The organism is Bartonella harrusi (assembly GCF_024297065.1).
GTDB classification, from domain to species: domain Bacteria; phylum Pseudomonadota; class Alphaproteobacteria; order Rhizobiales; family Rhizobiaceae; genus Bartonella; species Bartonella harrusi.
The window spans coordinates 809,504-833,195 of the sequence record NZ_CP101114.1 but is presented as its reverse complement, the minus strand read 5'-3'; the positions used below and the strand labels follow the sequence as shown (position 1 = coordinate 833,195).

Sequence of the window (23,692 nt, the reverse complement as noted above, 5' to 3'; positions counted from 1 at the left end):
AAATTATTAAAATACTGAATTACTTAATAAAATCTCTTTATAGCGCTCAATTGGCTTTATATCTTTTATTTCACTGATTTTGTATGACAGGTCGGAGTTCTACTGATTCACCACATCCACATGCTGAAACTTGATTAGGGTTTTTAAATACAAAACCAGAACGAAATGCTGTCACTTCGTAATCCACCTGCGTTCCTAATAAAAACAAAACGGCATCATGTGCTATAAAAACACGGGCACCATTCACTTCAACAACATCAGCATCTATCCCCTCTTCTTTTACAAGGGTAACTGTATATTCCATCCCCGCACAACCACCTTTTTTTATACCAATAAGAATACCCCGCGCCCCTTTGGCATCCATAATCGCTTTAACACGATTCACTGCTGCTTCCGTTAAATTTACTACCGAAAAACGGCTCATCATTTACTCTTTTCTGCTCAACAAAACCTTTGACAATGTTTCACCTACTATACGCATTTATCTGGTATATTAAAAACCAAATCACAAGATATAAATGGAAATATTTTGCTCTTTTTATCATGACAAAAGCCTCATATTGGATGATTTGGATTTATTGATTGAATAATTTTCAATATTTCTTTTTTATTTTTCTCAAGAGCTATAAAATACTCTCTAAAAATCACCAACCCAAAAGAATCTTCTATATTATAAATTTGCTATTATGCTTATAAAAGTGCTTACTTTTTTGAAAAAATTTCAATGAACCAACTGAAACTTTTAAAAGGCATTATTTTTCTTTCGAAACAATTACATTCGAAAAAAAGAATAGAATCAGCAGTGCATAGAACTTACCTTATATCTCCACAATCATCAAAAATAACTCAATAAACACATGCATAGAACGCACTATAAAATCAATAAATCCAACAGAAAAAAAATTAATAATATCTCTCAACAAATCATAAAATGAAGTAAAAAAATCATTTTATGATTGTGAGCTTTTTTAAAAAATGCAAGAATATTTTAGATTTCATTCTGTTTATTTTTCTCTTGCCTTTAAAGAAACAGTCGTTTAGTCGTTTTATGCAGGCTCGGAGCGTAGCGCAGCTTGGTAGCGCACTTGACTGGGGGTCAAGGGGTCGTGGGTTCAAATCCCGCCGCTCCGACCATCTTTCTGAGAAAACACATTATATAAGATATGCCTAATCTTTTCACCAAGTTTAATTATGAAATTTCGTACCAATTTATTTTAAGGGATTTTACAGTGCCTTTCAAAGAAACTTTTACAACATGGTTATTTAAAGCCCTCTTTGAAAATTAAACAGGCAATTTCAATTGCAAAATAAAGATTTCAGATCTCATCCTTTTATGCATAAAACCCCAATTTATTGCCTAAAATAAGCAAATGTAGAATATGAAGGGGAAATTGTTACCGAAAAGAACACCATCTCTAATCTCAATTTTTTACAAAGAGAAGAGTAATTTTTTAAAATAACTACCGTTTTTTTTTAATACGGCTTTGCCCCCTAAAAATAAACATTGTTTCCTTAAATAAAATACTCTTGAAGGAAGACTTATCCAAAAGCACCAAGAATTCACCCAATCATAATTTACAAAGCATCCTTACGTGCACACAACAATTTTTCTCCCCTATTTTGAATTTCCGTCAATTCACCACAGCTTTTTCAGTAAATTTTATCCCCATTCCTAGGGTTTCAAAACATGCCTTGCCATCTTTTAATTTTCCATATTCTTTTAAGAAAAAATCCAATTCACTCTTTGCAAAGCCTTAGTGTATAATACAAAATAGATTTTTTTCTCAAGGCAATTCTAAAATATCAACACGTCGGCACTATAGTATCATTGGCATGGTGTAATGTTAATTTTAAAGATTCGCAGCAATTAAAAAAACAACGTATAATTCAGATCACAATTTACGTTTTGGGCAAATCTTTTTCAACATAGCCCTCATAAATTTACATGATCATAATGGTTTTGTCGCTTTCAGTCGCTCTTCATTCGAAATTAACCCTGAAATTCTTCATTACAAATAGCACCTGCATACAAGATCCTTAACCAGCTAATTTGAATAGATAATGCCATCAACAAGCTGAACTTATGCATCAGAAAACACATATTTAAACCAAGTTGTATTATAACACCCTTTGCACTTTCCGTGTATGATAATTTTTCTCTTTAATCATTAATGATTTATGGCATAATTCTTCTATAATTTTTTCTTCCTTATTTTATAAGGTTATTTTTTTGCTTACTGATTATATCGAAAGAAACATGTCTTACACGTTTTTTAGTCAGGTAGATATGGGGCTTCGTTTTTAATGGATTCCTGCCGTTTATACGACACCATACAGCTGAACCATAGAAAGATTTTGACTGATTTGATATTGTCTTTATCAGAATGAGTATTCACCCTTCAAAAAAATAGAAAAAAATCCCTACCCTAATTCGCCATCTCAAATAATCACAACTTTCTTTATTCCACAACCTTTCATTACATCCCATACCGATTAGCTTATTTCCTGATGGATAAGCCACTGCCAACCATTTATTATTGTTTTTTATCCTCATTTCACTGCTATGAAATCAACCTTCTTGTTGCACACGCAATCAACAATCATTTTATCAAGAGCATTGGAATCCAAAATATGCAAAACACGCGCTGCTTTAGCAAAAAAAAACCAATTGCTCTCAATTAACGCGGAAGAAAATATATAGATAGACGAATGAATCCACAATATACAATATGTTATCCCATATCCTTGCTACACAACTTCTAAAAACTGAGCCATGAAGCACGCACATAATCCAACGGCATACACATATAGTTTTGTAATACCTCAATCTACTCAAGATAAAAAAGAAAGCACGCTGCAACACTCACTTATTGTAGCGCTAGCGATTGACACAAAGAGATAAATATCCCTAACCACCTATCCTAAAGAATAATATTGCTCATCATTTTTTATCATATCTCCCACCATTTTGGCTTAAAAATGCGCACATTTCATTAGCAAGCCGTTCACAACGTGTCCGTACTTTTTCACTTATGACTCTCCATGTACAGACCTTTATCATCCGATGCAAAATCCTCTTTAGCCGAAGCAATTTGACATTGTAGCGCATAACCATAAAGTGTACGCACCACTGGTAATAAATGCTCACACGGTTGTGCACATTTTTTGGTTGTACTACCATGGGAGATAAGCCCAACAGGTTTATTTAAAAAAGTATCATAAGCCAAATTATCAAGAGCATTTTTTAAAACACCCGAATAAGACCCTTGATAAAGGGGGCTAGCGAGAATGACACCATCAGCTGCTGCGATTTTTTTAACAAACTGACGTACCACAACACTTGGGTTATCCTCTACACAATGATGATAATCTGGATCAGCAATCGGCAAAGGCTGTTCACGAAAATCAACCCAATGAAGTGATGCCCTCCGCATCAATAGACAATCAGCCAAGTAATTCGCTAAGGTTCGTGTTAATGATGGTTGACGTATTGACCCCAAAATAATTGCAATATTCAATAGGATTCTCCTTTATATTTTCCCGTCAGGTCTGACTAAATGCTTATAAAGGATCGTAAATAAAATGGTTGATATAAATACGCCATCTATAATAACATCAATCGTGATTGCATCACGTAGTATAAAATAAATAAACATAAAAAATAATAAATTATTTTAAAGTAAAATAATACTCATAAATATAGCTAATTATAAAATCTTATATCAATAAATATATAATATTTTTATATTAATAAGATATATAAATAATGAAATTATCAAATAATAATTAATTAATTTTTTATATAAAACAAACAATAATTATTTAAAATATATAAAAAAACTATAAAAAATTAGAAAGAACATTATCTATTAAGATAAATACATAAAAATTTATTAATATCTTTTATATTTACTTCATAAAAAATAAAGAAATCCTTTTATATATCAAATATTTTTTACACTAATTTCAGTGTGATTTTCATTTTTTATTTGAATTTTTCAAAACCTTCTGCTTTTTTTACTTTTCACCTCAAAAATTTTGCCTCTTATAGTTTTTCATATTTTCAAATTTTTAGGTATCAACATACACTTTTATAAACAACACATTTAATGACAAAAAATATGCATAAAAACAAAGAACTATCACATATTTCCACCTAAATCTTTCTGTTCCTATTGAATACAAATTTCGTAAAAATCTCATGCTAAATTATAATTATTGTTTTATTATACAGATATGAATTTTTTAAAACCTACTCCGTTTTTTCAGTTTACAATGAAGTGTGATAGAATAACGATTATAAATTGAGGATAAAGAATTTTCTTTTCAATAAGAATATAAAAAACGCGAGACTCTTGTCTCGCGTCACATCACTCTCTTAAGATATTGATAATTATTCAGTTTTCTCAGTTTCTAAACTTGCTTTATGTATAGCATGATTGTTATCATTTTTTACAGAAAATGGTGTCTGCACCGTTATCTTTTTTGGTTTGAGTTCGGCCGGCATTTCTCTTTTAAGCTGAACATGAAGAAGTCCATCACCAAGTTCTGCTCCAATAACCTTAACATGATCAGCTAAATGAAAACGCCGCTCAAAAGCACGCGAAGCGATGCCTCGATAAAGAAATTCCCGTTCTTTATCATCATTGTCAGGCTTTCTCTCACCCTTAATGATCAGCTGATTACAATGCGTTTCGATATCAATTTCATCTTGAGAAAAACCAGCAACAGCCATAGAAATTCTATAAGAATCTTCAGTTAAACGCTCAATATTATAGGGTGGATAAGAAGAAATATCATCTGGTTGTGTTCTGGAATCAAACCAGTTTAAAAGATGGTCAAAACCCACTGTTGAACGATAAAATGGTGAAAAGTCTACTTGACGCATAACATTGCCCTCCTTTAGAGCGACTACAATTAAATGATTCACAAAGCTCCCAAATGGCAAACTTAACTTGTGAACCAGCGACCCCAAAATGGCGACCACATTGTTTATTTGGTAATAGTTTTATGCTATTTCAACCCTTTTGTGTTTAATTTGTAATAAGACAGAAAAGCAACATAACCGTTTCTTAACCATTCTTCATCATGACATAAATGTCTATCCTCTCATTATCTCACTTTGCAATAAGTTGCAAAATACTCTGTAAAGGATGCCAATTGGAAACACCTCTTTATTCCACGAACTGTACTCTCTCTTCTTCTCATATCCATAATAACTACCTTAAAATAGCCATGGATCGTGAAATTCGTTTTGTAGTAACATATCCCGAAAGAAAAAATTCTAAGGGAACAATTGTTATTCTCGAAAGCTATGCAAATGCTATAGAAGAATATTTATTACCAATAAATGAAATTTCTAAACGCGGTTTTTCTACAGCAATATTTGATTGGTTTGGTCGAGAAAAATTGCAATTCAATAAGAAACAAAAAATCCGACACAACTATTTTGATATTAACAGTGATATCAATGATTTACATGTATTTCTTAAAAAGATTGTTTGTCGTGATTGTCCACCACCTTACTATATGCTAACCTATGGTATGGGGAGTTTGATAGCCCTTGGCGGATTAGATTTTATTAATCATCAATTTAATAGAATGCTCTGCGTTTCTCCTCTCTTTGCTCCATTGGGCAATAACACAAATGGCTTTCAGCATAAATTAACGCAACTTCTTACTGATATAGGCCTTGGATTCTTACCAGTTAAAGGGGGAAAAAAACTCACACACACAAAACAAGCAAATATGCAATTGAAACACCCTCAAAAAAAAAAACATTCCCTTGATCAAAGCTCCAACATCCAAATGGATGGCATCAGTACTTAATGCAATTGATTCTATAAAAAAAAATATACTTCATGGGCATCTACAAATTCCCACACTGTTTATTCTTGCGAATCAAAATAATATTGCCAACAACATTGAAACACGACGGTTATGCCAACACGCACGGCTGACAGAGAGTATAACCATTACAGGTGCTGAACTTGATACAATCATGCATGAAGAAAATTACAAAAAACAATTTTGGGCTGCATTTGATGCATTTATTCCCAATGATATAGTGCTAAAGTAACGTTTCTTAATAAAACCATAATTCAATTTTATAGAAAAAATATATTGATATTTAAATGAACAATAGGATTTAAAAAGGTCTTTTTTATATGAAAGGCCCTTTTAAGGTCTTTTGTTTACACTGTAAAAAAGCTGTTTTAATAATAGAGACCAAATAGTTACTTGCAATATGATTTAATTGTTATACAAAGGTAATATGATTTTTTATCTCTTTAGAGTGATTGTTTTATAATGACACTCTAAACGTTTATAATCTGCATACAAGGGTATATGAAAATAAAAAGCAATAAGAGCTCTCCTTTATCCTATGAGCTTTTCAAAAGGAGTGATTAATATAACACCACTCTGATTTCCCGGTAGAGATAGTTTTTAAAGTGCATATCCTATAATTCCTGTAAAGGAGCACGGGTCAGAATAAAAGAACAAATAGAAACAAGAAGCTGTAATGAATCGCTTTTGAAATATTTCAACACTTCTTTTCTTTTTCAATGTCACATACATTTCGAATTTAACCAACTAACAACTAATATGCTGTATTCTTGATAAAGGATGTAAGAATTAACCATTTTGCCATTCATTCCAATTATAAGCATTTTATCATCTTTTTTATAAATACTCGCTATTGTATAATTGATGAGGCAAAAAACTATGATGAATGGAGTCATTGGAACATACTCATGAAAAGAATCCTGCTTGCAGAAGATGATAATGATATGCGTCGCTTTCTAGCAAAAGCCTTAGAACGTGCAGGCTATGAAGTTGCCGATTTCGATAATGGTGCTAGCGCATATAAACGTTTACAAGAAGAGCCATTTTCTCTTCTACTTACTGATATTGTAATGCCAGAAATGGATGGAATTGAACTAGCACGACGCGCAACTGAAATTGATCCTGATTTACGAGTGATGTTTATTACAGGTTTTGCAGCCGTTGCACTCAACTCAAACAGTGATGCCCCTCCTGATGCAAAAGTTCTTTCGAAACCGTTTCATTTACGTGAACTCGTAAATGAGGTTGAAAAAATACTTATAGCTGCTTAAAAAAAATTTTCTAAATTATTCATGCTTAATTAAATAGGAAATTAAATTAAGCATTGACGTTTGTAATTCTATGTGGTGTATGCAACATCATTGAATGGGCGTGTAGCTCAGCGGGAGAGCACTACGTTGACATCGTAGGGGTCACAGGTTCAATCCCTGTCACGCCCACCATAGGATTTTGGACTGCATGAAACCTATTGATTCTATGGATGTTTTTTTAAGGTTCGGGATGCACAAATAAAAATAAGGGAATAGAGTTTTTAATATTTCTTACGAATCATGGGTCCTTTTGGCGTTGTTTTTTAGAAAGACGAGCTATCCAAAGGTGTTCTACTTTTAAAAAATTGATTTAAAGCGGTAATATAGCTATCTTAGGGAATAAAATTAATGAATGAGAAACCACATAAAAGCTGAGTTTCTGTATCCATATTGCATTCCTATAAAATTTTAAAATAACCTCAATGACTACTCTGTTGTGCTTGGATTCAAAGACGTAAATCCTATTTCATAATATTTTAATGCATAACGGAGAAAGATTGTTCGTTTTTCAATATAAAAGTATCCAATAACATCACATGAAAAGCTATAAAAAAGCAAACAAGAAAAACATTTGAAAATAACAAGGCATTCTCTAAAAAATAAGCGTTCGATCAATAACATCTTCTATCGAAGAAGAATGTTGTTTCTTATCAAAAAAACGTAATAAACTAGTATTTTTCTATTCTCATACCAACGAAGCTTCTAAAATAAGAATGTTACTCTGCTCCAATTCAAACTTGCTATACTCAAAATAAATATAAATAATTTTATGTTAGTATTTATAGGGGAATATCATAAGCAGTATATCCCCCGCATTAAGATATTTGATAATACTTTAAATAAGCTTTTCACTTAGGTAATTCATAATACTCTCTTAAAGAAAAATCCTGCTGTGAATATAAACTTATTAAAATCCTTTAACGCAGAAAAATTCAACCATAACTTAAGAAAAGATTGATAAACACGAGCATTTTTAACTGTATGGAATGCACGAAGGTATTGAGAGTAAAAATCCTTCTGTGGATGTACTCACATCGTAGGAATATGATTTAGATAATCTAAAACGACATAATTGATCATATTATTCATGAAAAACAAAATAGGTATTTTTGACTTTTTTTAAACAAGAAGCATCCTTTAAAATCGTTTCTATTAAAGATTAAACTTTTGCCCGTCGTACAAAGTAAAATAAATCTATTAAAGAAAGTTTTGGTAACCTGTTTCGTGAGGCATGCAACGCAGCAGGAATAAAAAAATCAGCCCATGGCTTAAGAAAATTAGCAGCAACACACGCCGCGAATGCTGGTATTACAGTTTCACAAATAAAGCCTTTTAGGGTGGACAGAAGATAAAATGACATCACTCTATACTAAAAAGACTGACAGAAAACGATGTGCAAGAGAAGCCGTCAAAAAGGTTCGGGATAGATAGGAAAATAAGTTAAACGAATCAGAGGATTCGAAATTTCCTAACTTTTCTATAACCTATTCATTCTACCTAGATATGGCGATCCCGACAGTTGCGCTATATATTAATAAAATCAAGGTATTATAGAAACGTTAGGGAATTTTGAATCCTCTGATTCTTTTAACTTTTTTTCCTATCTATCCCGAACCTTTTTGAAGCTTTTTGATGGCTTCTATAGCTAATCGTTTTCTATCCGCCGTTTTAGTATAGAGCGATGCCATTTTATCTTCTGTCCAGCCAAAAAGCGCTTTCATTTGTGAAACTGTAGCACCAGCATTAGCAGCACGCGTTGCTGCTAACTTTCTTAAGCCATGGGCTGATTTTTTTATTCCTGCAGCGTTACATGCCTCACGAAACAGGTTACCAAAACTTTCTTTGACAAGCTTATTTCCACTTTTTCCGCAAATAAACGTTTCATTTCCAATAGGACAAATTTTAAGAGTTTCTGCTAATTCAGGCAAAATGGGTAGAAAAACATCTGTTTTAAATTGGCTCTTTTCTGTTTTTAAGTGAATGATATTCTCTTTCACGTCTTTCCAACCGATACGAACGGCATCACCACGACGCAAGCCGGTGTACAGAAGAACGTCAATCCAAACACGTTCATGCGTTCCTAATTTCCAGCGATGATAGTATTTCTCAATATCTTCTTCTAACCATGGCGCTAATCCCTCTGTATTAAAAGCTTTTGGTGCTTTAACACTCAAGGCAGGATTTATGTTTAAAAGAGCATTATCAACCGCCCAATTTAAAAGACCATTTAGAGCCGTTAAAAAATGCTTAGCCGCGGCTGGGGTCTCTCGTCTTCTGTCTACGGCATCAAGGATATGTTGTTTTGCTATACTTTTATAAGCGCGGTCGCCAATATGTTTAGAAACATTTTTCAGAATTCTATACTTAACTTTTTTGGTTGATTCTGATTGATTATGCCATTGCATGCTTTGTAAATATTGATGCAACAACCAATCAAAAGACCCTTCTGTAAGTGTGGTGCGTTTCGTATTTTTTGATGAGCCACTTTGCGCTTGTTTAATAGCAACTGTATAATTGTCAACAAACTCTTGTGTTCCGTAGGTTCCTTCAATGCGAAATCGTGGTCCGTGACCAATACGAACATACCATATGATTTTCCCATGGCGCGTTCGTTCACGAACAAGATGTGGTGGACGACGTTTTGGCATGGCTAAAACTTTATATCGTCGACAGGGCGACAAATTTTCTTAGTACTAGCTTCTTCATTTTCAAGCGGAGGAAAATCATCAATGCTATAAGCATTATCCATGTTTGTTGGAGGTATGATTTTATTGATATGAATAAGTACTTCACCGGTAGGTTTGATTTCTACGACCTCTGCTCCTTGTTTTTTGGCTTCTCTTAAAGCACGTGCAATAGCAGGTTGTGTTATAGTAGGTGGACGGTGTCCCATGTTTATTCCCCTTAATTTAGGTACAATTTGCCCTGTAGCGTGAATCACGCATTTCTTGAAAGTTGTTGTGAGAGGGCGGGGGTGCTGGGAGGAGAGAGCACCCCCATAGGTTAAGCAGCTTTTGTCAAGATCTGCTCCATGTCTTGCTCTATTTCTGCTAAAAAGACCTCGACTGCTTTAGTAAGCTGTTCAATTTGTTCATCATCACGGTGGATGCGTTTGACTTTCATCCTCAAACCAGTAGATCTGCCTACAAATTGTGGATTATAGCTAATGAAATGACACCATTTGCGCCCTGTACAAGCCATTTGGAATTGCATCTGCGCTATATATTCAGGTTTAATCTCGTCATACATAAAAAAACGAAGATGCGTCGTTGACTGTGGACATTTGACTTCAACTAAACCGTCTTCTCCAATCAAGCCATCAGGACTAGCCCCTGCCATCTCTATGGTAGGATGTGGTATAAAACCGCATTTTATGACATCGGCATCATAAATGAATTCATATTCTTTCAGGGCGTCCTCTTCATGTTCAATACCCCATTGCATAGATGGGGTTATATAAGATTGGCTTATTTCCCCTGTTAAGCGTTCTGTCATGAGTTTGATTTTGTAGTCTTCATATTTGCTTGTCGGCAATCCTTTAGCTGTTTTACTGAGGACATTGTACACATTCGAAGCAGTGACTTTCCCTAATCTTGCTTGAAACCATTCTGCTGTTCTTTGTTCCATATCACACCGCCGTTTGTTGTTGTGTTGATGCCATTTGCTTATTTTGTTTATCTTTTAAAAGGTGCAAAATGGTTTGTGCTTTCTGATCAGAGATATCGTCAAGCTTTTCGACATTCGCATAAGAAAGTATCTTTTCTTCTTCTACCTTTGTTTGTACCATAAGCCTTCTGATTTCATTGATTTGTTGCGGAAAAGCTGGTTTTTCAGGCATATTCCCATCTTTATCGTCTTCTTTGCTTGCGACATTGAGAAGCATGCTTAACAGATATCTGCGTGCATAGGTGATAGTAGAGCCAACAGATTGAATGACTGATTTGCACCCTTTAGCGTCATAAGGAAATTTCCCTTCTGTCGATATTTTGTTTCCTGATGGATGTGTCAAAGTCATTTCTATGACGATATTGTCATGATTTTGTTCTTTGATACGAGAAAACAAAGCGAAGTGGTATTTTGAAAGGGTCTCCTTTACAGCATCAATATGCTGATCAAGAGTAGCGTATTGGCTATTTGTATGAGTATTTATAGAGTTTTTCTGGATATTTTGATATTGCGTTTGCATTAAAGAAAGATCACGGACAAAGTTTTGGTAATTCTGTCGTTCTATTTCCTTTTCTCTTAAGGAGATAAGGCGTTCGAGACGATCCATATCAACATCATTTTCTAGGGCTCTTGTTAAAATAAGATCCATAGCTGTTTGTTTAACTGCTAAATTTGGATTTTCTTTAACTTCTGTTAGGTTCGTGTTTTGTTCACTCATCTTGATTTCCTCCATTGCGTGCAATTCACCCGTTGCGTGAATCACGCTTTTGTTAAAATGGTTGTTTGTTGCTAAAGTTTTATATCTTCAGGAATTCTCGTATTGCCGCGAATATTAGCCAATCCACAAACCTTAGCATTTCTAAAAATCTTGACTTCATCACGGATATAAGCACTATCATAAACTTGTGCATCTCCAAAAATCTCAACACTTTTCAAAAAAGCGCCTGATATAGTAGCATGATCATAAACTTGTGCATTTTGATAAATGTGCGCACTACCATAAACTTTAGCATTGCCATAAACTTTGGCATTGTCATAAACATAGGCATCGCCGCTAACATCGGCATCACCATAAATCTGAGCATCTCCAAAAACATGGGCATCACTGTAAACCTTAGCATCGCCTCCAACCCAACAATTACCTTCGTGACTGAGGTTCTTTTCCCTTTCTATCCAACCGCCTAAATCACCTTTTTTTACATCACTAAAGTTTTTCAATGCACGGATACGGCGAACCTTACGCCTATAAACTATATCGATTTCATCAGTAAATTCGTATTTCTTTTCCATGATGGTCACCCCTTAATGCACGCTTTGTCTTTTGATTTCTTGAGAAAGCACACCAATGCCTTTTGTTGTGATTTTTGCCGAAGGAATAACTTTATTCATTCCACCAGAAGTTTGAATAGTGATGGTAGGACAATCCATCAGACCTTTTTGGATTTTGTCTTGATAAGGCAACAGATGCCCATTTGCCATGCGTCGATAGACCCAACCCTTTTGCTGTAAGAAGAGAATGAACTGTTTTGGTTGCATTTCGAGTATTTTAGCAGTCTCGGTAAGACCAAAGAGCCCATCATGGCGTTGTAAACTTTCAAGAGCCATTGCTTTTGGTTTTAATTCTGCAATCATATTGTCTTTTTGTTCATTCTCATTTTTGAGATAATTTAAAACCCCTAACATGACTTGTGGACTAGAGTAATCGATTTGCGGTGCCACTACTTGCTGTTCTAATTGTTGCCACCGATCTATAATCTTTGCTCGTAATGCTGTGCTGTAACCTGAGACGAGAATTAAACATTCGCGCTTGGGAAGATGGTAACAAGGAAGAGTACGACCTGTTGAATCCTTGTAAAATCCAGAAAAATCACTCAGCCCAAATTTGGGCTCAGTACTTTTAGAGTGTAGCTCTTCAAGCATTTGCTTAATATCACGCATAACGTGTTTATGTTGTTTACTACACAATTCTGCAATTTCACGACTCGACATGGTTTGAATAGCTTCGTTGTTAAAAGTACTTTCTGCTGTTGTGACAAGATTATGCATGCCTGCACTCCATTTGTGATAATATTTGAAAGAAAGAAAAGGAGGCGTTTTAAAAAACGCCCTTAGAAGTTTAAATCACGTCACAAAGACGTAAACGGTGCTGTTCTTCATAAGTACCGTACATTTTATCTTCATATTCACGCTGTTCGATATCGTCTAAAAAAATCCCATATGCTGTGCTATGTAGAATAAAGTCATGAGGTATTATTCCGTAAAAGCACTGTTCTTCACGTTCTATAAGATAGGATTCTGCGATATCTTCAGAAATATCTTCACAACTGTTTTCAGAAGGATTTATGCGAAAGATTTTTATGGCATTATCCGCCTCGTCAATCATGTCTAAAACTTGGCTTTCATCAAGTGGACCCGAATGCCCAATGTGTTCATCATCACAAATAACTAATAAAATTTCATTGGAATTAATAAGAATTGGCTTATCCATAATTTCCCCTCCCTAACGCCTAATAGCGATTGTTTGTGTCAATGTAATTTAATCTACACCAGATCGGCTTTTGCTTCTTCGTGATATGTTGTTATAGAGAAGTATACCGTAAAGGATTATTATAGTCAAGTCATTTTATGCTAAAATGGTTTTTTTATAAATGAACTTTAATATTTATTACGAATCGGTTTGGGTATTGTAGCGTTCAGTGTAGAGGCATGATACTTCCTAGTATCCCGTAAAAAAATAAATCAGTTAGCTGTATTTGAAATTTATATGCAGGAAAAATTGGGGCAGTGTGCAGACAGAGCCAATCGATGGGTAGATAACGCCGTAGTTTTTTTATAAAAACTGCGGACGAACAAAAAAACCCCGCTTCAGCGGGGCACACATAGGTTGTTAGAATATCTTATAAATATTTTTTTGCTGTTTCTCTTATTCTGTCTGCAAAATCATAAATATTATCTAGCGTTTCAATACCGACTTTTTCATCAATATCAGTATCGAAAAGGGCTAGTTGCTTACGTTTTCTGTTAAAGTGCAGTCGAACCAACGGCTTTCTGTTATTATTGTCAATTAAAATGGCGCAGTACGACTTTGCATCTCTGATAACAATACGGTCGGCAGAAATAACTTCACGCGCAATTGCCTTGACAATCATGAAGCCTTCAACTTCCTCTTCGGTCGTTATTATGGCATGTTCATTACCAATAGATGTAGCAATATTATCTTGCTTGTCGGTTTCAGTTGTTGTTTGTAAAGCACTAGAAAGCCGACTTTTTACCGCATCAGATATTACTTCGCGAAACGCATTTTTAGTAACACCTGTGAGCATTTCTAAGACATTAGCAGTCAGGCGCCCTTCATAAACATCCGCACAAGCAACACGAACAAAACCTTCGGACGGATTTTCTATTTCTTTTTGGATGTTTTGTTTTATTCCAGATACATATTTGAGCTGCTCGGCTGTCACCAATATATTTTCAATATTAAATGCTGAGCGTTCAAACTTTTTAAGCTCTGTAAGTACCACAGTATTGTATTCTATTACATCAAAAGTAAGGAATGGCCTATTATCGAGCTTGTTTGCAGCATCAAGATCTGTGTAAAAATGAAAAAATCGACCATTTGTCAAAATCGCGAATTTAGCATTCGTTACACTAAAGTATCGATATAATTGACTTAAATGCTTTGAACTCAATTCGCAAGATATCGGTTTGCACTCAAAAAGAATACGTATCTCACCGTCTATACGGATAGCATAGTCAACTTTTTCACCTTTTTTACCAACGGCATCAGCAGTAAACTCGGGAATGACTTCAAGTGGATCGAAAATATCATACCCAAGTGCGCGCAGAAAGGGTAAAACGACCGCTGTTTTGACCGCTTCTTCAGTTAACATAGTATCTGAATGATTTTTGACTTTATCAGCTATTATTTTTAAGCTCTCGTCTACTGTCCCCATTCCCGCTTCTCCTTTGTTTTCAGGGTTTTCTTAAAATCCAAAGAACTTTCCCAACTACACGAATCTCCTCTCCATCAGTTGCCCCATTTATTTTGATAGGTTCTTGATGATTGGGTTCAGTACTTTCAGGCCATAGTTCAAATCCACTAATAGTTTGACGTATACGTTTAGCTGTACGCTCAATCATTTGACCATTGAATCGGCTGCGTTCAACTATCACAAGATCGTTAGGTTCCACATCAATGCCGGCTTTTATTATGTCTACGCAAATAAGTTGATCACCATCACGAGCAATTTTGTTAAGGCAGTTGCCCTCGATTTTTAAAGCAAATTGAAAGTGAGCTGGGTATTTCGAGGTGCTGGGTACATATTCTATGTCATCAAATCCAAAATCCATATCTTCGACCGACATCCACGAGCTAGCAGCAACTTTTCCTATCACCGGTATCATTCCAATAGCATTAGATATGGGATGTATTTCCTTGTTTTCTGGGAAAAGAAGATTAAATGGCTTTACACCAAGATGTGGTGCTAACTTTTCCGCCCACTCTTTGGTTAATTTTCGCTCACCTTTTTCAAGCCGTTTTATTTGAGGTTGCGTGGTACCAGCTTTTTCAGCCAATTTCACCTGTGTGAGTCCCAAATCTTTCCTCAATTTTTTAATTATATGCATGCTCTAAACCTTACACCAAGACTGCTTATTTAACAAAGTCCATAAAGGTATTTTTTTATTGACTAAAGCAGTCCTTTATGGTATTTATTTGAATCATGGAAAAATTGAAATCATATCTCATACGAAATAAACTATCTCAAGCCGAATTTGGGAAGCAAGTTGGCGTAGCACAGAGTACGATTAACAGGTATTTACGCGGCTTGCGGTTTCCTGAGCCTGAAATTGTCTTAAAGATTGAAAAGACAACCAATGGTATTGTTCGTCCCGTTGACTGGTATGTCGATTTATACCCACGCCCCTCTCTTGAAGAGGTAGGCGTGCCACTGACTACAGCTGATAACAAACACCAACAACCCAATTCACACTCTTAAAGAAGAAAGATTAAGAGATGATAGATGTTCCACAGATCACTATAAGCAAAGTCCAGTTGATTGATCTTGTTAATAAGATTGGACAGAAAGACATATATTGTAGTGTCCGCTCGCCTCATAGTACACATGAAACAAGCATAGATCCCTCATCAAAAGGTTCTCTTGTTTGTACGCTGTGTAGTATTTTTGTGCGTGATGATAGAAATTATTTTCCGTTATTGCCGTACGATGACTTTGATCAATGGTTTTCATCTGTGTTTACGCAAGCTTTTACGGATTGGTTTGATAATTATTTTTCTCAAGAGTTGTCATCTTTTTATCGCTTAAATGGGCTGATCTTGTTTATGGTCTCAGTCAAAAATAAGCTTGATATCTTAAGGGATGACCTCATCGAAAAAAGAAAAGAAGAAATCGAATTAATAGATGACGCATAAAAATGTTTGCCTAAGTGAATTAATCCAATTTTTTAAAGTCTATGAGGTTGGTTTGTGTAGTTACAGTCATTGTTGTTTCTGGTTGCAGTGGGGATGTGTGGGTAATGATTAAAGTAACTTGGTCTTTTATATTTTCTTCACGCGCTGCCACAACAATCCCTATTGTTGTGTACTTATCTTCTGAGGGATCTATAGGAATATTAACATCGACTTCTTGTCCCGTTCGAAAATTCTTTGCTTTATCACAGTATCCGGATGATATTGTGTGTGACTTTGGTTTGGCATTAGAATTAACATATGGTGATTGCATTTGCCGCCATTTTTCTCCACGTTTGTATCTGATGCCATATCCAAGAATAAAGCGAGAACCATCTTTTAGCTTTATATTTAAAACGTGGATGACAGTTTGTGCATTGTTTTTTATCTTTAAACAAAGAAGCGTCCACTTGCCCATTGTTGGCAAATGGGGTCCAGTTATATATATGGAAGGTGGTGTTCCTAAATCCTCTACTCTTTTGTTATCTAACAAAATTTTAATATGTTCTTCTGACCATTTGGCAAGATCTTTTGTCGACATCGCTTGCTCTTTAAGGGCTATCGTCTGTTTTTGGCTTTCTGCAAATTGCTTGCCTATCCATTCCCTATCTTCTTCTCGTTTTTTTGCAGTTGTTTCTAAATCATCTTTGCGGATTTTGGCTGCTTCTTTACGGTCTTTATTTCTTAAAATAAGCGCTACTAAAAGTGATCCGGCAAATGATACACAACCAGTAAGAAATATCTTTATCCATTCTTGCATCTTTCCCCTCCCCACTTTTTTCGAATCGTTGAGAGGTTACTTTTTCACAAACATTTTTTCAAGACAGCCAATCACAACGCGCTCTGTCATAGCGCACGTATAAATACACAACAGCCTTAAGGGGGGAATATGATCACTAACGCACCAACCATTCTTTGCCTTGATCTAGGTACCACAACAGGCTGGGCAATACGTGGTGTGGATGGTCACATCTTTAGTGGCACGGTCAATTTTCAACCACGCCGTTTTGAAGGCGGTGGTATGCGTTATCTGCGCTTTAAACAATGGCTTACAGAAATGAAGGCAACAGCCGGTGGTATTGATGCTGTGTATTTTGAAGAGGTGCGCCGGCATGTTGGTACTGATGCGGCGCATGTTTACGGTGGTTTCCTAGGTCATTTAACAGCTTGGTGTGAACATCATGAAATACCTTATGAAGGCATCCCTGTTGGCACAATTAAGAAGGTAACGACAGGAAAAGGAAATGCCTCAAAAGAAGAAATGATTAAGGCGATGTGTGCAAAGGGACACAAACCTAAGGATGATAATGAAGCAGATGCTTTAGCAATTTTATATTTAATGAAAAAAGGGGATGCGCATGTCTAATGGTATGCCGTGGGTAAGATTTTATTTGTATGACTGGATCAGTGGTACAAATGGAATGACATCTGAACAACGAGGGGTTTATATAACCCTTCTCGTTTGCATGTATGAAAAAAAAGAACCACTTAAAACAGATTTTGAAACACTTGCACGCGTTTGTCATTGTTCGCAGAAAAAGTTTGTAGCTATTGTCGAATATCTCGTGAGGAATAATAAACTTGTTGAGACAGATAATGGTTTGTGGAACACGCGTGTTGAAGAAGAGCTGAAAGATTTTGCTGATAAAAAAGAGCACATATCGCAAATCCGTAGTGAGGCTGGCAAAAAAGGTGCACAAGCAAAAAACAATATAAAACAACATGTTAATAATTTTGCTGAAGCAAATAACAAGCAAAACACTTTTTTTGCTGAAGCAAATGCTAAGCAAAATCAAGCTATAAAGAACCAGAATAAGAATATATATAAAAAAACTAACACTATCGTGTTAGCAAAAAAAGAAAACGATTTTGATTTTGAAAATACAGAAATTGTTGATCAGGCTTATGAACCATCAGAAGATCATGATTGCGAAAAGCGAGCAGATGCAATCGAAACGGTGGCAGAGGATCAATCTCCCATTCACGAGCAAGAAAACATTCCCAAAAAAGCAAAACGGTCTAAAGCCAATCGAGGCTGTCGATTACCGGACGATTTTGAACCGGATTACGATTTCGCAATTGCAGAGGGCTTGCCTCCAGAGCGTGTGAAAGTCGAAATCGCAAAGTTTCGAGATTATTGGAAAGCCAAGACAGGTAAGGATGCGACCAAAACGGATTGGCAAGCAACGTGGCGCAATTGGGTACGAAGGGCTATTGATGATTTAACGAAAGGAAGAAACTATGGAAAACCCAATATTGCACAAACAGAACAACAGCGTGGCAAATCTTATCGAGTTGCACAATACATGTCCGATATCAAAAATTCAGACAGTGCGTACAAGTTTTTATTCGGTGATGACGAAAGAACCACCATTCCTTTGGTTACCGGGACAAAAACCCTCGATTGCAGAAGCGGAGCGAATTACCTCATTAGCCAATGATGCGTTGAAAAAACTTGAAAACAAAGCAACTGAAGAGGAAATCCAAACAACGTATCTTGTGTTATCAAATGGTCTCAAAAGCCCATCAGAATATGATGAAAAATCAACAGCGCTTGCGTATTTTTATACGCTGGACGGTATAAGCAGCTGGGCATTGCAAACAGCAACAAAGAACGCTTTGAGAGGCAAAGCAGAAGGTTTAAACGCAACTTTTATGCCATCAACAGCCGATTTTTATCGTTACTGTGAAAAGCTTGAAAACGGTATACGCATGAGTGTCGATCAAATACTTAGGTACCTTCAAAGACCTGAGAGACAGGACAAGGAAAAAGAGACACCTATAGCACCAGAGCGCTTAGAAAAGCTTCAAAAAGAGCTGAGTGAAGTTTTAAAGGGTCTTGAAGACGAGATAGCAAAATAGTGAAAAATGCTGATCATTTTGTGATTAGATATGTGTTTAAATCGATAAAAAGGCACATTACAAAGCGATTTAGAGATTTTTTGATGTTGATCACATAAAAATCTAAAAACACTTTGTACAGTCAATTTTGAGGCAAATAGACCAAGTGGTAAAATTATGGAATAAAAGCATGAGAATTTTTAAAGATCTCTTTTTAACAAAGCGTAAACAACCGCAAAAAAAGTTTGTTGCAACAGCAAGAGGGCATGCACCATGGGGATTAGGGGTTACAGAGTATTTTTATAACCTTTATGAATATGAAGATGGCGCAAGAGAATATGAGGAATTTGATGGTGGGCAATATCATGAAATACCAAAAAATGCAGATTACAGTACCAAAGCGCAAGTGAAAGCGTGGGTTTATGGCGGTAGAGTGCCTAAAAGCGTCTTGAATTACGAGCCCCTCATAGATGAAATCAACAAGGAAATTAAAGCCCTTGTAACCCAAAAGGACACAATGAAATGCTAGATGATTTAAGGAACAGCTTGACAATGTTTTCAAAATTGTTAGATTTGTACATAGGTGCCTCAAAAACACCTTAAATCGATAGCGGATGGATTGCCGAAACAATCTTTCTTCCGCACATTAAAGGCTTTGACTCGTTGTATGTTACACGCATATAATGATCTTGTCGGGTGTGGCTATGTCATAAAATACCCTCGCGGGAAAAACATAGCGACGGACTATCGACCGTGTTTTTGAGCACCCGGCATTCTTTTTAGAGTGTCAATCAAAAACCTTTAATCGATAGGAGTTATCATGAACAACATCATAACAATATCAGAACAGACCATTGGTCAGGAAATTGTCCATACTGTGAATGCGCGTGAATTACATAAGTTTTTAGAAGTAGGAAAAGATTTTTCTACGTGGCTAAAAAAGCGCATTAAGGAATATAATTTTCTAAAAAATCAAGACTATATAGTTTTCCCCCAAATGGGTGAAAACCTACAAGGAGGCAGACCTTCTAAGGATTATGCACTTGCCTTGGACATGGCTAAAGAACTTTCTATGGTCGAACGCAACGAGAAAGGTAGGCAAGCACGTCGTTATTTTATTGAGTGCGAAAAGAAACTAAAAAGCCAATCTGTTGATTATGATGGTGATATACGCTTTGCTTTACCAAGCTATTGGGAGGGTATGAACGCTAGTGAAAAAGTTTTGTATCTTTTAGCTCCAATTCATATGCGTCTTATAGATGCTTTTAGAGTAGATGAAGAAAACAGGCAATACAAAGCCTTAATCAAAGAAGCAAAACAGGTGTTAGAAAGATCTGTCGTGAAAGCTGCTTAAATTTCAAATATGATCTCATCTTCTCCACTTTCAGAGTGGGGAGGATGATCTTAAGCTGCATCTTTGATTATAATCACAACCTGCTTACCTAGCACAGCTAGTGCTTGCTCTAATGTTTGAAGTTTAGTTGGATAGTTTAGATCAAGAATGCGACGCGCTTCTGTTTCTTTCTTGCCAAGACGATTAGCTAATTCTGTTTTTGTGATATTAGCATTATTAAAGGCTTCTACTACTGCTAGTTTGAGAGCATTCCATGCGTCTACCGTTACTGCTACAAGACCTTTATACTGCTGTGGTGTAGGTAAAGGTAAACCACGCATAGGATAGCTACGTAACGCTAGTCCCAATGCCTCAACAGCATTTTCTAATGCCTTGGCTCGATTTTCTCCAGCTGTTATTGCTTCAGGTACATCGGGAAAAGTTACGACAAAACCACCATCTGGATCAGATTCCAGCTTTGCCTGATAGGTATATTCCATATTTAAGTCTCCTTATCATTACTGAGATGGATTTGAAACGAAAAGTAATCAAACCGTTTGAATTGAAGTTTCATACCCCCAACTGTTTTTTTATTATTTTCACATAAAGTGGCGTCAATTTACCAGATTTTACAACGGTTGTTTTGTCTCCAAAAGTTACCAAATAATGCGATCCTTTTCCTGCATCAGGAGCTTCACTGTAATGAATGCCTCTTTTTCTAGCTTCTTTACGTAATTCTCTAAGCAGTGCTTCTCGTTTCATTTCCCCTCCTCCTCAACTCATAAAATGACTATCGCACAAAAAAGTTCGATTGTCAATAATAAATCAAGAAAAAACCTTGCCTTTTTATGGCATAGATATTTGGTGAATTTATCAAATAAAATTATAATGTAATACATTAAATATGTGTTATTAATTTACTGAATTATTTGATAAAACATGCAAATAATGTTAAAATTTTGTACGTATAAAAGGTGCAAATTTAAGGTAAAAAAACATGCTGAACAAAGTGATGCTAATCGGGCATTTGGGTGCTAATCCCGAAAGCAAAACAATGAATAATGGGACTGAGGTGGTCAATTTTCGTATGGCTACTTCTGAAAGCTATACTGATAAGGCAACCAATCAAAGAGTCGACAAAACGGAATGGCATTCTGTTTTGGTTTTTAATCCACATCTGGCAAAAATTGCTCTTCAGTATCTCAATAAAGGTTCAAAGGTCTATGTAGAAGGCAAATTACAAACTCGCAAATGGAAAGATAGAAATGGTGGCGAACATCTTGCAACAGAGATTGTCTTGCCACAATTCAAAGGTGAATTGTATTTACTTGATGCAAAGAAAGACCAATCTTCTTCACCTGTCACTTCCCAAAGTTATGCCGCCGCTTCAGGAGCTGCTGATTACGGCAAATCTGTCAATGATGCTATTCCATTCTGATTGAAAAATATGACAAAGAAAAAGAAACGAGCAAAACGTGGACGTCCACGAATTAAGGGATGTGTAAGAGAACCAAATGGACGCATCTCAAGAGCAAAAACACCGCGTAAACCTGTTGATCAATTGGCTATAGAAATGCGTGCTAAACGCTTTGGTTTGTCCATAGAAGATGCCAAAAATCCACTTGCTGGTACCTATATCGGGCGGCTTTATTTGCAAGGTCAACTTACTCAAGATCAATATGAGGCTGCACAAAAGTACCTTGAAGTGAAAAACAATTACCTCTGTGCAAAAGCGTTACCTAATGCTGTTTATAATGAAATGCCTACAACTTCTGATGATGGTGCAAGAGAGAAATGGGTAAAACTTACTACAGAGCGGTTTTTAAATATGCAAGAGGCAATAAAAGAAGCACAATATCTATATCGCCAACACAATTTTTATGCTGCGTTACAATGCCTTGTTATAGAAGATCAAATGCTACCGCATCTTGTTAATTCACTCTGTATTGTACTTGATGCGCTTCACAAACATTTTACGCAAAACCGGTAGTCGTCAAGCGGCATCTTGAATATGAATGGTAACTTCTTTCTAAAAACACCAGATTTTGATTAAAAAAATAAAAAAACACTAGATGATGATTTTTTCTGTTGACATCGTGTAAAAAATCCTATTTAATGACAATACTGCACTAGTCGTATTGCGTCTAAAATTCAAAAATGTTCCCTAAAAATTTAGTAAAATATGTACCTGAAATAGGGCTAGAGAGCCCTGTTTTCTTGGTAATTCCGGCTTGTCCATTTTTCACAGTGTAAATATCAATATTTGACGCATGATGTCATTAAATCATTCCTCAAAAGGAGCAATAATGAAAGCTGTCATCACTAAACCAATCTGTGTCGTTGGCGACAATAAAAGCACCGTTCGTTTTGAACCTTCTACACAAAATACCCCTTTTGTTGAAGTTTCAAATCAACTCTATGCTCGTCTCAAGCGTGCCAATGCTGCAAAACCTTTTGTTGAAAGCAAAACAAATGCAAAACCTGATAAGACAAGTGAAAAGGTTGAAAAAGAAGAAAATGAAAAGGTCCAAACATCAACTGAAGCAGTGGTAGAGGAAAACACACCCAAACAAACCAAAACATCTAAAGTTTCTAAGCCAGCAACATCTACTCCAAAAAAGGCTTAGAAGTTGAAATTAATTATCCACCAAAAATGGTATCTTCAACAAATGAAAGATACCTTTACAAGTCTTCAAGCACCACGCCTGAATTGGGCTTTGTGTAATGCTGTAAATACTGCAGCAAAACAAGTGGAGCGCTTTGCCGAAAAGAAAGTTTCTGAACTTACATCAGCAAAATCAAAGCGTATCAAGAAAGGTGTTTATATTAAAGGAAAAGCTACAGCACAGCTTCTCGAGACAGATATCATTGGCTCTGGAACACCGATACCTCTTAAATTTTTTAAAGCAAGAGAAACAAAACATGGTGTGACCTACACAATGTTTGGCAAGAAAGAAATCTTACCCCATGCTTTTATTCGAGGTGGGAGTTTTCCAAAGCGTGTTGAATTAAAAATGGGCAACAATGTTTTTCAAAGAGCCGATGGTGATCAATTCCCTATTGCAAAACAAGAAGGACCATCAATTGCTAGAGTAATGTCCAAGCCAGAAATTGCAAATACTATTACACAATATGCCAATGAGAGATTAATCAAAAATATCCAGAGACAACTTGATCGTCAAAAATATGCCGCTAACAAGAAAAAGAAATAATGTTTTTAAGCTATGT

At 35.7% G+C, this 23,692-nt stretch carries 27 protein-coding genes, 2 tRNA genes and 2 pseudogenes; 16 read left to right on the top strand and 15 right to left on the bottom strand.

Annotation, left to right across the window (positions count from 1 at the left end):
- Positions 1-70: 70 nt before the first annotated feature.
- Positions 71-424 (bottom strand): iron-sulfur cluster assembly accessory protein, encoded by a 354-nt coding sequence (locus tag NMK50_RS03915; RefSeq protein ID WP_254771174.1) that lies wholly within the window; start codon positions 422-424, stop codon positions 71-73.
- 633 nt (positions 425-1,057) lie between these two features.
- On the opposite strand from NMK50_RS03915, the gene NMK50_RS03910 reads away from it, so the two are divergent.
- Positions 1,058-1,134: transfer RNA gene (locus tag NMK50_RS03910), tRNA-Pro, on the top strand.
- 1,892 nt (positions 1,135-3,026) lie between these two features.
- On the opposite strand, the gene NMK50_RS03905 is transcribed toward NMK50_RS03910, so the two are convergent.
- The gene (locus NMK50_RS03905) at positions 3,027-3,518 is read right to left on the bottom strand and encodes an NADPH-dependent FMN reductase (RefSeq protein ID WP_254770943.1); all 492 of its coding nucleotides are present in this window, start codon (positions 3,516-3,518) and stop codon (positions 3,027-3,029) included.
- Between the two features lie 875 nt (positions 3,519-4,393).
- The gene (locus NMK50_RS03900) at positions 4,394-4,888 is read right to left on the bottom strand and encodes an Hsp20 family protein (protein ID WP_254770942.1); all 495 of its coding nucleotides are present in this window, start codon (positions 4,886-4,888) and stop codon (positions 4,394-4,396) included.
- A 272-nt stretch (positions 4,889-5,160) separates the two neighbouring features.
- On the opposite strand from NMK50_RS03900, the pseudogene NMK50_RS03895 reads away from it, so the two are divergent.
- From NMK50_RS03895 to NMK50_RS03880, 4 genes and pseudogenes are all read left to right on the top strand, one after another.
- A pseudogene (locus NMK50_RS03895) lies at positions 5,161-6,079 on the top strand (serine aminopeptidase domain-containing protein).
- 676 nt (positions 6,080-6,755) lie between these two features.
- Positions 6,756-7,118: a cell cycle two-component system response regulator CpdR gene (gene cpdR / locus NMK50_RS03890; protein WP_254770941.1), complete on the top strand. Its 363-nt coding sequence runs from the start codon at positions 6,756-6,758 to the stop codon at positions 7,116-7,118.
- A 96-nt stretch (positions 7,119-7,214) separates the two neighbouring features.
- Positions 7,215-7,289 (top strand) — tRNA-Val (locus tag NMK50_RS03885).
- A gap of 1,055 nt (positions 7,290-8,344) precedes the next feature.
- A pseudogene (locus tag NMK50_RS03880) lies at positions 8,345-8,588 on the top strand (tyrosine-type recombinase/integrase); the annotation flags it as partial.
- A 173-nt stretch (positions 8,589-8,761) separates the two neighbouring features.
- Here the strand turns inward: NMK50_RS03880 and NMK50_RS03875 are convergent.
- From NMK50_RS03875 to NMK50_RS03835, 9 genes are all read right to left on the bottom strand, one after another.
- Positions 8,762-9,805, bottom strand: coding sequence for a tyrosine-type recombinase/integrase (locus tag NMK50_RS03875; protein ID WP_254770940.1), 1,044 nt, complete (start codon positions 9,803-9,805; stop codon positions 8,762-8,764).
- A gap of 2 nt (positions 9,806-9,807) precedes the next feature.
- Positions 9,808-10,050, bottom strand: coding sequence for a hypothetical protein (locus tag NMK50_RS03870; RefSeq protein ID WP_254770939.1), 243 nt, complete (start codon positions 10,048-10,050; stop codon positions 9,808-9,810).
- Between the two features lie 110 nt (positions 10,051-10,160).
- Complete coding sequence (locus tag NMK50_RS03865) at positions 10,161-10,784, bottom strand: lambda exonuclease family protein (protein ID WP_254770938.1); 624 nt, start codon at positions 10,782-10,784, stop codon at positions 10,161-10,163.
- Position 10,785: 1 nt separating this feature from the next.
- Positions 10,786-11,541 carry an ERF family protein gene (locus NMK50_RS03860; RefSeq protein ID WP_254770937.1) on the bottom strand — a complete coding sequence of 252 codons (756 nt, stop codon included), beginning with the start codon at positions 11,539-11,541 and terminating at the stop codon, positions 10,786-10,788.
- A gap of 71 nt (positions 11,542-11,612) precedes the next feature.
- Positions 11,613-12,113 (bottom strand): hypothetical protein, encoded by a 501-nt coding sequence (locus tag NMK50_RS03855; RefSeq protein ID WP_254770936.1) that lies wholly within the window; start codon positions 12,111-12,113, stop codon positions 11,613-11,615.
- 12 nt (positions 12,114-12,125) lie between these two features.
- Positions 12,126-12,869: a Rha family transcriptional regulator gene (locus tag NMK50_RS03850; RefSeq protein ID WP_254770935.1), complete on the bottom strand. Its 744-nt coding sequence runs from the start codon at positions 12,867-12,869 to the stop codon at positions 12,126-12,128.
- Positions 12,870-12,939: 70 nt separating this feature from the next.
- On the bottom strand, positions 12,940-13,311 hold the full coding sequence (locus NMK50_RS03845; RefSeq protein WP_254770934.1) for a hypothetical protein: 372 nt from the start codon (positions 13,309-13,311) through the stop codon (positions 12,940-12,942).
- 409 nt (positions 13,312-13,720) lie between these two features.
- Positions 13,721-14,776 carry a type I restriction endonuclease gene (locus NMK50_RS03840; protein ID WP_126603683.1) on the bottom strand — a complete coding sequence of 352 codons (1,056 nt, stop codon included), beginning with the start codon at positions 14,774-14,776 and terminating at the stop codon, positions 13,721-13,723.
- 19 nt (positions 14,777-14,795) lie between these two features.
- Complete coding sequence (locus NMK50_RS03835; RefSeq protein WP_254770933.1) at positions 14,796-15,449, bottom strand: LexA family protein; 654 nt, start codon at positions 15,447-15,449, stop codon at positions 14,796-14,798.
- A gap of 95 nt (positions 15,450-15,544) precedes the next feature.
- Between NMK50_RS03835 and NMK50_RS03830 the strand changes: the two genes are divergently transcribed.
- Both NMK50_RS03830 and NMK50_RS03825 read left to right on the top strand, forming a co-directional pair.
- A complete protein-coding gene (locus tag NMK50_RS03830; protein WP_254770932.1) occupies positions 15,545-15,820 on the top strand; it encodes a helix-turn-helix domain-containing protein in 276 nt (91 codons plus the stop codon).
- A gap of 56 nt (positions 15,821-15,876) precedes the next feature.
- A complete protein-coding gene (locus NMK50_RS03825) occupies positions 15,877-16,254 on the top strand; it encodes a hypothetical protein (protein ID WP_254770931.1) in 378 nt (125 codons plus the stop codon).
- Between the two features lie 19 nt (positions 16,255-16,273).
- On the opposite strand, the gene NMK50_RS03820 is transcribed toward NMK50_RS03825, so the two are convergent.
- The gene (locus tag NMK50_RS03820; protein ID WP_254770930.1) at positions 16,274-17,050 is read right to left on the bottom strand and encodes a hypothetical protein; all 777 of its coding nucleotides are present in this window, start codon (positions 17,048-17,050) and stop codon (positions 16,274-16,276) included.
- Between the two features lie 129 nt (positions 17,051-17,179).
- Here NMK50_RS03820 and NMK50_RS03815 point away from each other — a divergent pair, with 129 nt between their 5' ends.
- The 5 genes from NMK50_RS03815 (at position 17,180) to NMK50_RS03795 (ending at position 20,485) form a co-directional block, all read left to right on the top strand.
- Positions 17,180-17,656 (top strand): crossover junction endodeoxyribonuclease RuvC, encoded by a 477-nt coding sequence (locus NMK50_RS03815; RefSeq protein WP_254770929.1) that lies wholly within the window; start codon positions 17,180-17,182, stop codon positions 17,654-17,656.
- On the top strand, positions 17,649-18,731 hold the full coding sequence (locus NMK50_RS03810; RefSeq protein WP_254770928.1) for a YdaU family protein: 1,083 nt from the start codon (positions 17,649-17,651) through the stop codon (positions 18,729-18,731). Before NMK50_RS03815 ends, NMK50_RS03810 begins: the two co-directional genes overlap by 8 nt.
- The gene (locus NMK50_RS03805) at positions 18,646-19,152 is read left to right on the top strand and encodes a hypothetical protein (RefSeq protein WP_254771173.1); all 507 of its coding nucleotides are present in this window, start codon (positions 18,646-18,648) and stop codon (positions 19,150-19,152) included. The genes NMK50_RS03810 and NMK50_RS03805 overlap by 86 nt, the downstream gene beginning before the upstream one ends.
- A gap of 169 nt (positions 19,153-19,321) precedes the next feature.
- The gene (locus tag NMK50_RS03800; RefSeq protein WP_254770927.1) at positions 19,322-19,660 is read left to right on the top strand and encodes a hypothetical protein; all 339 of its coding nucleotides are present in this window, start codon (positions 19,322-19,324) and stop codon (positions 19,658-19,660) included.
- Positions 19,661-19,951: 291 nt separating this feature from the next.
- Positions 19,952-20,485 carry an antA/AntB antirepressor family protein gene (locus NMK50_RS03795; RefSeq protein WP_254770926.1) on the top strand — a complete coding sequence of 178 codons (534 nt, stop codon included), beginning with the start codon at positions 19,952-19,954 and terminating at the stop codon, positions 20,483-20,485.
- A 50-nt stretch (positions 20,486-20,535) separates the two neighbouring features.
- Here NMK50_RS03795 and NMK50_RS03790 read toward each other — a convergent pair whose 3' ends face one another.
- Together NMK50_RS03790 and NMK50_RS03785 are read right to left on the bottom strand one after the other, a co-directional pair.
- Complete coding sequence (locus NMK50_RS03790) at positions 20,536-20,964, bottom strand: type II toxin-antitoxin system HicB family antitoxin (protein WP_254770925.1); 429 nt, start codon at positions 20,962-20,964, stop codon at positions 20,536-20,538.
- 70 nt (positions 20,965-21,034) lie between these two features.
- Positions 21,035-21,226, bottom strand: coding sequence for a hypothetical protein (locus tag NMK50_RS03785; RefSeq protein WP_254770924.1), 192 nt, complete (start codon positions 21,224-21,226; stop codon positions 21,035-21,037).
- A 235-nt stretch (positions 21,227-21,461) separates the two neighbouring features.
- Here NMK50_RS03785 and ssb point away from each other — a divergent pair, with 235 nt between their 5' ends.
- The 4 genes from ssb (at position 21,462) to NMK50_RS03765 (ending at position 23,676) form a co-directional block, all read left to right on the top strand.
- A complete protein-coding gene (gene ssb / locus NMK50_RS03780) occupies positions 21,462-21,902 on the top strand; it encodes a single-stranded DNA-binding protein (protein WP_254770923.1) in 441 nt (146 codons plus the stop codon).
- Between the two features lie 9 nt (positions 21,903-21,911).
- Positions 21,912-22,454: a hypothetical protein gene (locus tag NMK50_RS03775; protein WP_254770922.1), complete on the top strand. Its 543-nt coding sequence runs from the start codon at positions 21,912-21,914 to the stop codon at positions 22,452-22,454.
- Between the two features lie 316 nt (positions 22,455-22,770).
- Complete coding sequence (locus NMK50_RS03770) at positions 22,771-23,091, top strand: hypothetical protein (RefSeq protein ID WP_254770921.1); 321 nt, start codon at positions 22,771-22,773, stop codon at positions 23,089-23,091.
- A 42-nt stretch (positions 23,092-23,133) separates the two neighbouring features.
- Positions 23,134-23,676 (top strand): hypothetical protein, encoded by a 543-nt coding sequence (locus tag NMK50_RS03765; RefSeq protein ID WP_254770920.1) that lies wholly within the window; start codon positions 23,134-23,136, stop codon positions 23,674-23,676.
- The last annotated feature ends 16 nt before the right edge of the window (positions 23,677-23,692 follow it).